Source organism: Burkholderia sp. BCC1999 (assembly GCF_905339975.1).
Lineage (GTDB): Bacteria > Pseudomonadota > Gammaproteobacteria > Burkholderiales > Burkholderiaceae > Burkholderia.
In genome coordinates this window covers 282,886-295,248 of sequence record NZ_CAJPHP010000009.1, presented here as the reverse complement: position 1 = coordinate 295,248, position 12,363 = coordinate 282,886, and the positions used below count along the sequence as shown (strand labels likewise).

Annotated in this window: 14 protein-coding genes; 8 read left to right on the top strand and 6 right to left on the bottom strand. The window is 66.2% G+C overall.

Annotated elements, in window-relative coordinates; translation table 11 throughout:
• Positions 1-81 precede the first annotated feature (81 nt).
• From U5809_RS15785 to pobA, 3 genes are all read right to left on the bottom strand, one after another.
• A complete protein-coding gene (locus tag U5809_RS15785) occupies positions 82-738 on the bottom strand; it encodes a CoA transferase subunit B (RefSeq protein ID WP_006482308.1) in 657 nt (218 codons plus the stop codon).
• 13 nt (positions 739-751) lie between these two features.
• Positions 752-1,468: a 3-oxoacid CoA-transferase subunit A gene (locus U5809_RS15780; RefSeq protein WP_176048768.1), complete on the bottom strand. Its 717-nt coding sequence runs from the start codon at positions 1,466-1,468 to the stop codon at positions 752-754.
• A 143-nt stretch (positions 1,469-1,611) separates the two neighbouring features.
• Positions 1,612-2,844 (bottom strand): 4-hydroxybenzoate 3-monooxygenase, encoded by a 1,233-nt coding sequence (pobA, locus tag U5809_RS15775; protein ID WP_322087193.1) that lies wholly within the window; start codon positions 2,842-2,844, stop codon positions 1,612-1,614.
• A gap of 116 nt (positions 2,845-2,960) precedes the next feature.
• On the opposite strand from pobA, the gene U5809_RS15770 reads away from it, so the two are divergent.
• The 3 genes from U5809_RS15770 to U5809_RS15760 all read left to right on the top strand — a co-directional run bounded on the left by U5809_RS15770 (position 2,961) and on the right by U5809_RS15760 (position 5,422).
• On the top strand, positions 2,961-3,887 hold the full coding sequence (locus U5809_RS15770; RefSeq protein WP_322087192.1) for a LysR family transcriptional regulator: 927 nt from the start codon (positions 2,961-2,963) through the stop codon (positions 3,885-3,887).
• Positions 3,888-3,983: 96 nt separating this feature from the next.
• Positions 3,984-4,619: a GTP cyclohydrolase I FolE gene (gene folE / locus U5809_RS15765; protein ID WP_322087191.1), complete on the top strand. Its 636-nt coding sequence runs from the start codon at positions 3,984-3,986 to the stop codon at positions 4,617-4,619.
• Positions 4,619-5,422, top strand: coding sequence for an SDR family oxidoreductase (locus U5809_RS15760; protein ID WP_322087190.1), 804 nt, complete (start codon positions 4,619-4,621; stop codon positions 5,420-5,422). Before folE ends, U5809_RS15760 begins: the two co-directional genes overlap by 1 nt.
• A gap of 49 nt (positions 5,423-5,471) precedes the next feature.
• Here the strand turns inward: U5809_RS15760 and epsC are convergent, their stop codons facing one another.
• Both epsC and U5809_RS15750 read right to left on the bottom strand, forming a co-directional pair.
• Positions 5,472-6,392, bottom strand: coding sequence for a serine O-acetyltransferase EpsC (gene epsC / locus U5809_RS15755; protein ID WP_322087189.1), 921 nt, complete (start codon positions 6,390-6,392; stop codon positions 5,472-5,474).
• A 137-nt stretch (positions 6,393-6,529) separates the two neighbouring features.
• Positions 6,530-6,763, bottom strand: coding sequence for a hypothetical protein (locus tag U5809_RS15750; RefSeq protein WP_034189753.1), 234 nt, complete (start codon positions 6,761-6,763; stop codon positions 6,530-6,532).
• Positions 6,764-7,041: 278 nt separating this feature from the next.
• On the opposite strand from U5809_RS15750, the gene U5809_RS15745 reads away from it, so the two are divergent.
• The 3 genes from U5809_RS15745 (at position 7,042) to fnr (ending at position 9,304) form a co-directional block, all read left to right on the top strand.
• Complete coding sequence (locus tag U5809_RS15745) at positions 7,042-7,449, top strand: DUF3005 domain-containing protein (RefSeq protein WP_322087188.1); 408 nt, start codon at positions 7,042-7,044, stop codon at positions 7,447-7,449.
• Between the two features lie 537 nt (positions 7,450-7,986).
• A complete protein-coding gene (locus U5809_RS15740) occupies positions 7,987-8,454 on the top strand; it encodes a universal stress protein (protein ID WP_176048776.1) in 468 nt (155 codons plus the stop codon).
• 103 nt (positions 8,455-8,557) lie between these two features.
• Entirely contained in the window at positions 8,558-9,304 is a 747-nt protein-coding gene (gene fnr, locus U5809_RS15735) for a fumarate/nitrate reduction transcriptional regulator Fnr (RefSeq protein ID WP_322087187.1), read from the top strand.
• 48 nt (positions 9,305-9,352) lie between these two features.
• Here the strand turns inward: fnr and U5809_RS15730 are convergent, their stop codons facing one another.
• Positions 9,353-10,246 (bottom strand): LysR family transcriptional regulator ArgP, encoded by an 894-nt coding sequence (locus U5809_RS15730; protein WP_282508124.1) that lies wholly within the window; start codon positions 10,244-10,246, stop codon positions 9,353-9,355.
• A gap of 110 nt (positions 10,247-10,356) precedes the next feature.
• Here U5809_RS15730 and U5809_RS15725 point away from each other — a divergent pair, with 110 nt between their 5' ends.
• Both U5809_RS15725 and U5809_RS15720 read left to right on the top strand, forming a co-directional pair.
• Positions 10,357-10,977: a LysE/ArgO family amino acid transporter gene (locus tag U5809_RS15725; RefSeq protein WP_322087186.1), complete on the top strand. Its 621-nt coding sequence runs from the start codon at positions 10,357-10,359 to the stop codon at positions 10,975-10,977.
• 344 nt (positions 10,978-11,321) lie between these two features.
• Positions 11,322-12,269: an aldo/keto reductase gene (locus tag U5809_RS15720; protein ID WP_282508126.1), complete on the top strand. Its 948-nt coding sequence runs from the start codon at positions 11,322-11,324 to the stop codon at positions 12,267-12,269.
• Positions 12,270-12,363 lie beyond the last annotated feature (94 nt).

The following is a 12,363-nucleotide window of genomic DNA, read 5'->3' as shown; positions in this document are numbered from 1 at the left end:
GATAGGGGAAACGGCGTGCGCCTATTGTCCACCCAAGCGTGCCGGCCTGCGCGCGAACGCACGCGCCGGCACGCCGGTGGGTCAGGCAGCGGCCTTCTGCGTCGCGTCGATCAGCGGTACGCCGGTCAGCTTCTGCAGTTCGTCGAACGACAGGTCGGTGAAAATCTCGCTCACCGCGAGGCCGTCGGCCGTCACGTCGAGCACCGCGAGATCCGTATAGATACGGCTCACGCATTGCACGCCGGTGACCGGGTACGAGCACTGCGCGACGATCTTGCTTTCGCCCTGCTTCGTCAGGTGCTCCATCATCACGAACACCTGCTTCGCGCCGATCGCGAGATCCATCGCACCGCCAACGGCCGGAATCGCATCGGGTGCGCCCGTATGCCAGTTCGCGAGGTCGCCGTTCGCCGACACCTGGAACGCGCCGAGCACGCAGTAATCGAGGTGGCCGCCGCGCATCATCGCGAACGAATCCGAATGGTGGAAATACGCGCCGCCGGTGAGCAGCGTCACGTGCTGCTTGCCGGCGTTGATCAGTTCGTCGTCTTCCTCGCCGGGCGCGGGCGCGGGGCCCATGCCGAGCAGGCCGTTCTCGCTGTGCAGGAAGATTTCCTTGCTCGGGTCGAGGTGGTTCGCCACCAGCGTCGGCACGCCGATGCCGAGGTTCACGTACGCGCCTTCGGGGATGTCCTGGGCGACGCGCTTGGCCATTTCATCGCGGGTCAGTCGTTTCATCTGGATGTCTCCCTCAAGCAGCTTGTGATGCAGCGTGTTCGGCAGCCAGCTCGGCCGCGTGCGCGGCCTGCGGCACCTCGACGACGCGCTGGACGAAAATGCCCGGCGTCACGATGTGTTCCGGGTTCAGCGCGCCGAGCGGCACGACTTCCGACACCTGCACGATCGCGACCTTCGCGGCGCTGGCCATGATCGGACCGAAGTTGCGCGCGGTCTTGCGATACACGAGGTTGCCCCAGCGATCGCCCTTGTACGCCTTCACGAGCGCGAAATCGGCGTGGATCGGCGTTTCGAACACATACTGCTTGCCGTCGATCACGCGCGTTTCCTTGCCTTCCGCGAGCTTGGTGCCGAAACCCGTCGGCGTGAAGAAACCGCCGATGCCGGCGCCCGCCGCGCGAATGCGCTCCGCGAGGTTGCCCTGCGGCACGAGTTCCAGCTCGATCTCGCCTGCCCGGTACAGCCCGTCGAACACCTGCGAATCGCTCTGGCGCGGGAACGAGCAGATGATCTTGCGCACCTGCTTTGCCTTCAGCAGCGCCGCGAGGCCCGTCTCGCCGTTGCCCGCGTTGTTGTTGACGATCGTCAGGTCGCGCGCGCCCTGTTCGATCAGCGCGTCGATCAGCTCGGACGGCATGCCGGCCGTGCCGAAGCCGCCGATCATGATTGTCGCGCCATCGTGGATGTCGGCCACCGCCGACTGAAGCGATTCGAAAATCTTGTTGACCATGTCTCTTCCTGATACGAACCCGCGGCTCGATGCGCGGCCTGTCGAGGGGACACGCGCGTGCCGCGTGCCGCGCCGGGGCCGATGTCGATCCCGGTATTTGTTCGCCATTCGAACCTAGATTCGATTAGCGAACGATGGGCCGATCATAGAGTCGCGCACAGCGCGTTGTCAAGGCGGGTTCCCTCGGGGGCCGTCGCATCGTCGAACGGCAACCCGACGTAGTTTTCGGCAAGCGACTGCGCGGCGGCCCGCGAGCGCGTCACGTATTTCAGTTCGGCAAACTTCAGGCGATTGACGAACGGCGAGTCCTCCGGCGACGAATGCAGCATGTTCGTCATGAAGTACGAGAAGTGCTCGGCGCGCCACACGCGTTCGAGGCAAGTCGCCGAATACGTGTCGAGCGGCGTCGTGTCGCCCGTCCGGTAGCGCGCACCGAGCGCGCGGGACAGCGCGCGGACGTCGGCCACCGCGAGGTTCATCCCCTTCGCGCCGGTCGGCGGCACGATGTGCGCGGCATCGCCGGCCAGGAACAGGCGCCCGTGCTGCATCGTCTCCGACACGAAGCTGCGCATCGGCGTCACGCTCTTCTGCGTGATCCGGCCCTCGGTCGGCGTCCAGCCCGTGTCGTTCGAGAAGCGCGTGTGCAGTTCGTCCCAGATCCGCGTGTCGGACCATTCGGCGAGGTCTTCATCGGGCTTGCACTGCAGGTACAAGCGCGTGACCGTCGGGGAGCGCATCGAGAACAGCGCGAAGCCGTTGTCGTGATGCGCGTAGACGAGTTCGTCGAGCGACGGCGCCGCATCGGTGAGGATGCCGAGCCACGCGAACGGATAGACGCGCTCGAACGTGTTCAGCCGCTCGGCCGGAATCGTCTGGCGCGCGATGCCGTGGAAGCCGTCGCAGCCGGCGATGTAGTCGCAGTCGATACGGTCTTCACGACCGTCGGCATGCTTGAACGTGACGAACGGATGCTCGCCTTCGACGTCGTGCAGCGCGACGTCGCTCACTTCGAAATGCATCTGATGACCATGCTCGACGCCGGCGGCGATCAGGTCGCGCACGACTTCGTGCTGGCTATAGACGGTAATCGCGCGGCCGCCGGTCAGTTCGGACAGGTCGATGCGATGGCGCTGGCCCGAGAACAGCAGCTCGATGCCGTGGTGTTCGAGCCCTTCGCGGCGCATCCGGTCGCCGAGGCCGGCTTCGTTCAGCGTGTCGACCGTGCCCTGCTCCAGCACGCCGGCGCGGATGCGGTTCTCGCAGTATTCGCGCGAACGCGCTTCGACGAGGATGGAATCGACGCCTTGCAGGCGCAGCAGATGGGAAAGCAAAAGGCCGGACGGACCGGCGCCGATGATGGCGACCTGGGTGCGCATTGTTCGTCTCCAGAACATTGGTTCGAGTAATGGAACACATTTGAGCGCTTTCCCGACTATGCGGCAACGCGATTCAGGAGATATGTTGTATACGTTTTGAAGATACTGCGCCGGCGATGGATACGCTCGATCTGAACCTGATTCCCTACCTCGTCGCACTCGACGACACGCGCAACGTGAGCCGCGCGGGCGACCTGCTCGGCGTGAGCCAGCCGCGCGTGAGCACGGCGCTCGGCCGCCTGCGCGAGTACTTCGGCGATCCGCTGTTCGTGCGCACGTCGCGCGGGATGGAGCCGACGCCGCGCGCGCTCGCGCTGCTGCCGGCCGCCCGCGATGCGCTCGCGCAGATCGAGCGCGGCCTCGTCGCGCCGCACGACTTCGATCCGGCCGCGAGCACGCATACGTTCTCGATCGCGCTGTCGGACGTCGGCGAGATCGTGTTCCTGCCGAAGCTGCTGCAGGCATTCGCGACGCGCGCACCGCACGCGAACCTGCGCTCGGTCTCGCTCGCGCACGACGAAGTCGGGCGTGGCCTCGAAGCCGAGTCGATCGATCTCGCGGTCGGCTACTTCCCCGATCTCGACGGCAACAACTTCTTCCAGCAGCGGTTGTTCACACACCGGTTCGTCTGCCTGATGCGGCGCGGCCATCCGTTCGAGCAGGCGCCACCGTTCACGGTCGAGCAGTTCCTCGGGTGCGGGCACGCAGTGGTGCGCGCCGAAGGCCGCAGCCAGGAGGTGCTCGAGAAATATCTCGCGAAGCAGCGCATGCAGCGCCGCGCGGTGCTCGAGACGCCGCACTTCATGAGCCTGCCGTTCATCCTGAGCCGCACCGACCTGATCGCGACGGTGCCGCATGCGATCGGCTATGCGTATGCGGCCGAGCACGCGTTCATCGTGCCCGTCGAGCCGCCGCTCGCCCTGCCGCGCTTCGACCTGAAGCAGCACTGGCATCGCAAGTACCACAACGATCCGCGCACCGCGTGGCTGCGCGGCGTCGTCGCCTCGCTGTTCAACGACGAGCAGGACGAATGGCCGAAGTGACGGACGGTGAGCGGCAGGCCGCACACACGACCCGCGAAAGCATGAAACAATGGCCGGATATCGGCCGCCGCTGGCGGCCTTCGATGGAGCCACTACATGGGTAAGGGAAAGAAAACCGCGCAGGCCGAGCCGGCCGCCTCCCGGCCGAGCCGTGAAGAAGCAGAAGACGCCGTCCGCGTGCTGTTGCGCTGGGCCGGCGACGATCCCGCACGCGAAGGGCTGCTCGATACGCCCGCGCGCGTCGTGCGGGCGTACGAGCAGTTCTTCGCCGGCTATGCGCTGGAGCCGCGCGACATCCTCGCGCGCACGTTCAGCGAAGTCGACGGCTACGACGAGATGATCGTGCTGAAGGACATCCGCTTCGAGAGCTACTGCGAGCACCACATGGTGCCGATCATCGGCCGCGCGCACGTCGCGTATCTGCCGAACCATCGCGTGGTCGGCATCTCGAAGCTCGCGCGCCTCGTCGACGCATTCGCGAAGCGCCTGCAGATCCAGGAAAAGATGACCGTGCAGATCGCCGATACGCTGTTCGACGTGCTGCAGCCGAAGGGCGTCGGCGTGATCCTCGAAGCCGCGCACCAGTGCATCTCGACGCGCGGCGTGCACAAGCCGGGCGTCGAAATGGTGACGTCGCGCATGCTCGGCACGTTCCGCACCGATCCGTCGACGCGGCGCGAATTCCTGTCGATCGTCGCGAACCCTTCTTCAGTCAACCTGACGAATACCTGATGGCGCAGACGAAGCAAGCGGCACACGCGCCTGTCGTGCTCGTAACCGGCGCCGCGCGCCGGGCCGGGCGCGCGTTCGCCGAGTATTTCGCGAAGCATGGCTATCGCACCGCGGTGCATTACGACCGTTCGGCCGACGCCGCGCAGGCAGCCGCCCGCGCGATCGCCGAACGCGGGCACGATTCGGTCGCGTTGCAGGCCGACCTGTCGGATGCCGCGCAGATCACCGCGCTGATCGACCAGGTGTATGCGCGCTTCGGGCGCCTCGACGTGCTGGTCAACAACGCGTCGGTGTTCTGGCAGGACCACTTCCCGAGCTTCGACCTCGCGGCGTTCGACCAGGCGTGGGCCGTCAACTGCCGCGCGCCGATCCTGCTCACGCGGGCATTCTACGAACGCGCGCGCGCCGCCGGCACGCAGGGCGTCGTCGTGAACGTGGTCGACCAGAAGATCAAGGAAAACTTTCACCGCGACCACTTCAGCTACACGGTCGCGAAGGCCGCGCTCGGCAACCTCACGCAAATGCTCGCGCTGTCGTCCGCGCCGGTGCTGCGCGTGAACGCGGTGTTCCCGGGGCTGATGCTGCCGAGCGACGACCAGACGCAGGCCGACTTCGAGCACGCGAGCCGCGCGTCGACGCCGCTCGCGCGCATCGCCGGCCCCGACGACGTCGCGAGCGCGATCCTGCTGCTGACCGGCAATGCGTACAACGGCGTCGATTTCGTCGTCGATGCGGGGCAGAACCTGATCCGCGTCGACCAGGACGTGCTGTACAAGCACCGCTCGCCGGACGGCAAGCACTGACACACACGGCACGCGCCCGTGCGAATCGAGCGCACCGCCGCCCGCCACGTTAAGGCTTCTCGGCGCTCCCGCCTTCGCGAACCTTGCCCTGCGCGACACTCGTGCCGGGCGGCACGCTGTGCGTGAGCCACACGTTGCCGCCGATCACCGAGCCACGCCCGATCGTCACGCGGCCGAGAATCGTCGCGCCCGCGTAGATCACCACGTCGTCCTCGACGATCGGGTGCCGCGCATTGCCCTTGACCAGTGCGCCTTCGCCATCGGCCGGGAAACTCTTCGCGCCGAGCGTGACGGCCTGGTACACGCGCACGCGCTCGCCGATGATCGCGGTTTCGCCGATCACGACACCGGTGCCGTGGTCGATGAAGAAGCTCGGGCCGATCTGCGCGCCCGGATGGATGTCGATGCCGGTGGCCGAGTGGGCGATTTCATTGATGAATCGCGCGAGTAGCGGCACACCGAGCTGGTGCAGCGCGTGGGCGAGCCGATGGTGCATCATCGCGAGCACGCCGGGGTAGCACAGCAGGATCTCGGTGATGTGCTGCGCGGCCGGATCGCCCGCGTACGCGGCCTGGATGTCGCTGACGAGCAGCGCGCGCACCGCCGGTAACTGCCGGCCGAATTCGCGCGCGATTTCGAACGCGCGTTCGTCGAGTTCCGCGAACGGCGTATCGGCATGCTCGGGCAGGAACGGCAGCGCACGGCGGATCTGTTCGGACAGAATGCGCAGCGTGCTTTCGAGCGTATGGCCGACGTAGTAGTCGACGCTTTCGTCGGTGAGGTCCGGCGCGCCGTAATGTGTCGGAAACATCGACGCGCGCAGGCCGGTCACAATCTTGCAGATCGCATCGCGCGACGGCAGTTCACGGATGCCGCGCGGATGGCGCGTGCGATGGAGTTCTTCGCGCGACTCGCGCAAGCCGGCGACGATTTCTTCGAGGCCCCACTGACGGACGGGTGATGTCGACATATGCCAATGCAGGCGGCCGCGCTCGATCGCACGGCCGCTAATAAAGTGACGGGTTCCACAAGATTACCGCGTTTTTTGTCCGGGAGCGGCACACCGGGGATCGGCCGGACGGCCGACGACGCGCGAGCGCGACGGCGTCACATCGTGACGCTGCTCGCGTCGATCCAGCGCACGGCCCAGTCGCGCGCGTGCGCGATCGCGTCGCCTTCGTCGTTGAACTGGAGCTCGATCGGAAAAAAACGGTTCGCAACAAGCTCCCCGTCGCTCGATCGGGAGATCACGACATAGGGCTTGAACGAACCATCGCTGGCGCGCGCGGGCGCGCAGTTCAACAGATAACCGCGGTGCGTGAAGGCAGTAGTCGCTTGCATGAATCCGCCACCTCTAGTCCCTTGCTTTGTTGTTCACTACCCGTCTTTAAGGGTGCTGCGGCGCCCCGGCGCGGGCAGAGGCGGCGAGACTTCATCCCCTGTCGCCGCTTCGCAGGAAAAGAATCATACTCTGTAGAAAACGCGTCTTCTAGCTGAAATAAATCATGACAAATCAGTGCGCGTCGCGCGACCGCGGCGATCGCCCGCGCGCCTTTTCCCGTCGTGCCCGGAACGGGTTTTGCTTCGATCCGGAGCGTTTCGCCGCCAGGAGAGCCGCGATGGAATCATCCGGTCAAACAGGTCGTGTGCACCCGCGCAGTGTCGAACTCGACAACGACGACACGCACGACAGCACGGTCGACACCGACGGCAAGAACCGCGAGGCCACGCGCCTCGCCGGCGGCGGACCGATCTCGCCCGACCAGATCACGCGCAGCAACGCGTCGCTCGTCAACGCGATGCCCGAAGCCGGCGACGGCTTCGCCGGTTTCGACAGCCGCCCCGGCGGCAACCATCCGGCGTTCGCGCTGCGCGCGGGTTACATGGTGATCGAGAAAGGCTTCGACGCGCCGGCTCCGAGCGACGCGATGTACGGTCCCGTCCACAGGATGTACGGCAGCGCGTACTGGCCCGGCCACGGGCGGCGGCCGGAACGCATCATCGAGCTGACAGCCGTGCCGAGGTAGCCGGCGCCGCGTTTGAATCGATCGTTCGTTTGCGGAAGTTTGCGGAACGGCATCGGTCGCAGACCGATGGCGGCGGATCGGCGCGCGCGACCGATGCTCGAGTGAACGATTTCACGCATCGGCGTCGGCGGTTTCATGCGCACCGCGAATCGTGCCGATGCACATGCGTTGATCGAAGTCATGTCAAAACGGCGCAGTTGCGATTGAATGGCGATGCGTGCGGTGCATCGATGTGCCTGTCGCGCACGATCGACGTGCGTGCCCATGCAACGCATCGCGCCGCTGCATGCGCATGCGTTCCGCCACCGGCGCGAACCGCGACTACGACCGAGCCACGCGCCACCCCTCGCGCGACGCAGCATGCGCCGCGCGCATGGCCATTCGCCACGTCGACAGACGCAGCGCGGCCACTCGGCCCGACGGGCACCGCACTGCAAAGTCCCCGCCGTTGGTTTACTCTGCCTCGCAGCATTGCGCATTGCCCAGCCTGATCGGCCATCCGGCCGACTTCGTTTCAACCCGCCACTCGGAGACACTATGTACAAGCGTATTCTGGTTGCCGTCGACGGCAGCGACACGTCCCGCCACGCGTTCGATGCCGCGCTGGCGCTCGCGAAAGCACACGGCGCCGAGCTGCAGCCGTTCTACGTCGTCGAGAACGCCGCGATCTACTACAACGTGCCCGGCTACGATCCGTCCGTGCTGCGCGATCAGCTCGTCGCACAGGGCAACGAACTCGCGCAGGAATTCACCAAGCTGATGCAGGCAGCCGGCGTGAAAGGCGAAACGCGGCTGAACGAAGCGACGTCGCTCAACGATGTGTCGTCGCTGATCCTCGACGGCGCGAAGGCGTTCGGCGCCGATCTGCTCGTGCTCGGCACGCATGGTCGCCGCGGGTTCCGCCGCCTCGTGCTCGGCAGCATCGCCGAACAATGCGTGCGGCACGCCACGCTGCCCGTGCTGCTGATTCCGGCGGCTGCGAACGTCGACGAACAGGCCGCCTGAACGCCATCCGGCGGGCGCGACCGGTCGCGACGTTTTGTCACCCGACAGCGGCAACTTGCGGTGGGACAATGATTCCGTCGATTCAACGCCGGAGTAAACGATCATGCTGACGCCCGTCGCCACACGGCCCACCGCCACGCCTCATGTCGGTAGCTGGGCTCCTCGCCAGGCCGCGCACTGCTCGTCGTGCGCAATGCGGCACCTGTGCATGCCGCAGGGCCTGGCGCCCGAAGCACTCAGTCGCCTCGAGTCGGTCATCTGCGCGGCTCGCCCCGTCAAGCGCGGCGAAGCGCTGTTCCGCGAAGGCGACGCATTCGACAACCTGTACGCAGTACGCTCGGGTTCGCTGAAAACCGTCGCGACGCGCCATGACGGCCGCGAACAGGTCACTGGCCTGCATCTCGCCGGTGAAGCGCTCGGTCTCGACGGCATCTGCGACGATAGCCACCCGCGCACCGCGGTCGCACTGGAAGACAGCTCCGTCTGCGTGATCCCGTACAGCGCGCTGAAGACACTGTGCTCCGAAGCCGGCTCGATGCAGCTGCGCATGCACAAGCTGATGAGTGAACAGATCGTGCGCGAAACGTCGCAAACGATGCTGCTCGGCTCGCTGAATGCCGAAGAGCGCGTCGCGGCTTTCCTGCTCGACGTCTCGTCGCGTTACCTGAAGCGCGGTTACTCGCCGTCGGAATTCAACCTGCGCATGACGCGCGAAGACATCGGCAGCTATCTCGGCATGACGCTCGAAACGGTCAGCCGCACGCTGTCGAAGTTCCAGAAGCGCGGCCTGATCGAAATGCAGGGCCGCCACGTGCAGATCGTCGACTTCGACGGCCTGCAGCACGTCTGATCCCGCGCGGCGCGCACGGCTCGCGCACCGCCTGCATCGCACCCCGAATCAATCGAGAAACAGCGCGGCGCGCGTCTTCAGCGCCGCGCTGAAATCGTCGAGCCAGCCGATCGACAGACGCCAGCTCTGCCAGTAAAGATCGATGTCGATGGTTCGCCCGCGCGACATATCCACGAGTTCGCCCGCCGCCAGTTGGCGATCGACCATCCGGTCCGGACACATCCCCCATCCCAATCCCGTTTCGCATGCGCGCAGATAGCCTGCGACGTGCGGTATCCAGTGCTGCGGCGGATCGAGATCCGCGCGTGTCACGCGCCGGATGAAACGCGACTGCAGTCCGTCCTTCGGATTGAACATCACGCACGGCGCGCGGCGCAGCGCATCGCGCGTGATGCCCGCCCCGAAATAGCGTTCGTAAAACGCCGGCGAGCACACCGCGCGATAACGGATGCGCCCGAGCCGCTCCGACCGGCATCCCTGAATCGGCTCGGCCTGCGCGGTCACGGCGCCCTGCACGCTGCCGTCGCGAATGCGCGACGCCGTGTAATCCTGGTCGTCGATCACGAGATCGAGCAACGTCTCGCGCTCCGTGCAGAACGGCCCAACCGCGTCGATGAACCACGTCGCGACGCTGTCGTCGTTGACGGCCACACGCAACGTCGGCCATGCGCTCGCGATCTGGCCCGGCAGCGCCGGCATCCGGCCGCCCAGTTCGGCCTCGAGCAGCTGCACGCGCTCGGTATGCCGGCACAGCAGCGCGCCCGACGTCGTCGCGACGCACGGCTGCCCGCGCTTGACGAGCACGCTGCCGACGCGCTCCTCCAGCAGCTTCACGCGCTGCGACACGGCCGACGGCGTGACATTCAGCTCCTTGGCCGCCCGCTCGAACGAACCGTGCCGGATCACGGCCGCGAGGGCATCGAGCAACGCGTAGTCGAGCATTAGATTTCCTTAATCTGCATTAGGTGAATTAGCTTCTCTTATTTTCATGCTGACCGCAGACTAGCGCTACCCGAATCATTCGTCTACTGCTTCCACCGCTGCCCACCATCATGAACTGGCTCGCTTTTTCCCACGGCGCCGCCCTGTGCGGATCGCTCATCGTCACCATCGGCGCGCAGAACGCGTTCGTGCTCCGCCAAGGCATCATGCGCGCGCATATCGGCAAGATCGTGCTGCTGTGCGCGGTGTCCGACATGATCCTGATCGGCGCGGGCGTCGGCGGCGCGTCGGTGCTCGTCGAACGCTATCCGACCTTCGTCCATGCGGTGCTGTACGTCGGCCTCGCGTATCTCGCATGGTTCGGCATCAACGCGCTGCGTCGCGCATTCAAGCCGGGCCACGAAACGCTCGACGTGCGCGGCGACACGGTCGCACCGCCGTCGCAGAGCGGGCTCTCGATCGTACTGATGACGCTCGCGTTCACGTGGCTCAATCCGCACGTATATCTCGACACGTTCCTGCTGATCGGCACGGCCGGCGCACGCGAGCCGGAGGGCGCACGGCTCGCGTTCGCGATCGGCGCGATGACGGTCAGCATCGTTTGGTTCCTCGGGCTCGGCTACGGCGCGCGGCTGCTGGCGCCGTGGTTCCGCAAGGCCGTCGCGTGGCGTGTACTGGATGGCGCGATCGGCAGCATGGTGCTGTTTCTTGCGGCGGTGCAGTTGGGCTGACCGCCCCCTCGCACGGGCGGCCGACTGCCGCCCGTCTCCCCTTCCGCACCGGCGCAACGCTGGGGCAACCGGCCTCCCTTCATCGCGCTCCCCGCTGCAAAAAATCGCTCCCGATCGAATGCAGCCATACGGGACACTCACGTAACGGACGAAGCGTCCGCCATCCGCGGCAAGCCATCCGTCATCGCGGCAACGCGCCGGCTGCACGAATCGCAGCGATCGGCGAGAATGGCCGGTGTCCCGCGACAACGGCGGAACCGCACCGCGCACCCCGCCGTCCCGCCGCATTCGTATCGCCCCACCCCGCAGTTCAACCCCGTCACCCGCAGTTATCGGAGAGGAACATGGCACACCGCACCCTCGGCACATCGACCATCCAGGTTTCGCCGCTCGCGTTCGGCGGCAACGTCTTCGGCTGGACCGTCGACGAGAACGCGTCGTTTTCGCTGCTCGACGCGCTTGCCGACACCGGCATCAATTTCATCGACACGGCCGACGTCTATTCGGCCTGGGTACCCGGCAACAGCGGCGGCGAATCGGAAACCATCATCGGCAAGTGGCTCAAGCGCTCCGGCAAGCGCGAGCAGGTCGTGATCGCGACCAAGGTCGGCCTGCTGGCCGCACGCGCGGGACTGAAGAAGGACAACATCCTGAAGGCCGTCGACGATTCGCTCGGCCGCCTGCAGACCGACTACATCGACCTGTATTTCTCGCATCGCGATCTCGCCGACACGGCCCCGCTCGAAGAAACGCTCGGCGCGTATCAAACGCTGATCGACGCCGGCAAGGTGCGCATCATCGGCGCGTCGAACTACAGCGGCGCGCGCCTGCGCGAAGCCGCCGCCATCAGCCAGCGCGACGGGCTGCCGGCGTACCAGGTCATCCAGCCCGAGTACAACCTGATCGACCGCGCCGACTACGAACGCGATCTCGAGCCGGTCGTGCGCGACCTGAAGCTCGGTGTCGTCAACTACTATGCGCTCGCGAGCGGCTTTCTGTCAGGCAAGTATCGCAGCGAAGCGGACCTGAAGAAGAGCGTGCGCGGCGATCGCGTCGCCGGCTACCTCAACGAACGCGGCCTGCGCATCCTCGCGGCACTCGACGCCGTGTCGGCGAAGCACCGCACGCAGCCGGCCGCGATCGCGCTCGCGTGGCAGATCGCGCGACCGACGATCACCGCGCCGATCGCCAGCGCGACGTCGCTCGCGCAGCTCGAACTGCTCGGCGAAGCGATCCGCGTTCAACTCGATCAGGACGATATCCGCCAGATCGACGAAGCCAGCGCGACCTGAATTCCGCGACGGCGGCAGGCCGGTGGGGAAATCGCGCGATCCGCGTGGTTTGTCGACCGGCCTGTGTCGTCTAGCCGAAAACCACGCGCGTGTT

What these genes read in the sequence shown, in the direction of transcription:
- U5809_RS15785 (WP_006482308.1), bottom strand. Translation starts at nt 738, where the DNA reads ATGAAACGACTGACCCGCGATGAAATGGCCAAGCGCGTCGCCCAGGAC.
- U5809_RS15780 (WP_176048768.1), bottom strand. Translation starts at nt 1,468, where the DNA reads ATGGTCAACAAGATTTTCGAATCGCTTCAGTCGGCGGTGGCCGACATC.
- pobA (WP_322087193.1), bottom strand. Translation starts at nt 2,844, where the DNA reads ATGCGCACCCAGGTCGCCATCATCGGCGCCGGTCCGTCCGGCCTTTTG.
- U5809_RS15770 (WP_322087192.1), top strand. Translation starts at nt 2,961, where the DNA reads ATGGATACGCTCGATCTGAACCTGATTCCCTACCTCGTCGCACTCGAC.
- folE (WP_322087191.1), top strand. Translation starts at nt 3,984, where the DNA reads ATGGGTAAGGGAAAGAAAACCGCGCAGGCCGAGCCGGCCGCCTCCCGG.
- U5809_RS15760 (WP_322087190.1), top strand. Translation starts at nt 4,619, where the DNA reads ATGGCGCAGACGAAGCAAGCGGCACACGCGCCTGTCGTGCTCGTAACC.
- epsC (WP_322087189.1), bottom strand. Translation starts at nt 6,392, where the DNA reads ATGTCGACATCACCCGTCCGTCAGTGGGGCCTCGAAGAAATCGTCGCC.
- U5809_RS15750 (WP_034189753.1), bottom strand. Translation starts at nt 6,763, where the DNA reads ATGCAAGCGACTACTGCCTTCACGCACCGCGGTTATCTGTTGAACTGC.
- U5809_RS15745 (WP_322087188.1), top strand. Translation starts at nt 7,042, where the DNA reads ATGGAATCATCCGGTCAAACAGGTCGTGTGCACCCGCGCAGTGTCGAA.
- U5809_RS15740 (WP_176048776.1), top strand. Translation starts at nt 7,987, where the DNA reads ATGTACAAGCGTATTCTGGTTGCCGTCGACGGCAGCGACACGTCCCGC.
- fnr (WP_322087187.1), top strand. Translation starts at nt 8,558, where the DNA reads ATGCTGACGCCCGTCGCCACACGGCCCACCGCCACGCCTCATGTCGGT.
- U5809_RS15730 (WP_282508124.1), bottom strand. Translation starts at nt 10,246, where the DNA reads ATGCTCGACTACGCGTTGCTCGATGCCCTCGCGGCCGTGATCCGGCAC.
- U5809_RS15725 (WP_322087186.1), top strand. Translation starts at nt 10,357, where the DNA reads ATGAACTGGCTCGCTTTTTCCCACGGCGCCGCCCTGTGCGGATCGCTC.
- U5809_RS15720 (WP_282508126.1), top strand. Translation starts at nt 11,322, where the DNA reads ATGGCACACCGCACCCTCGGCACATCGACCATCCAGGTTTCGCCGCTC.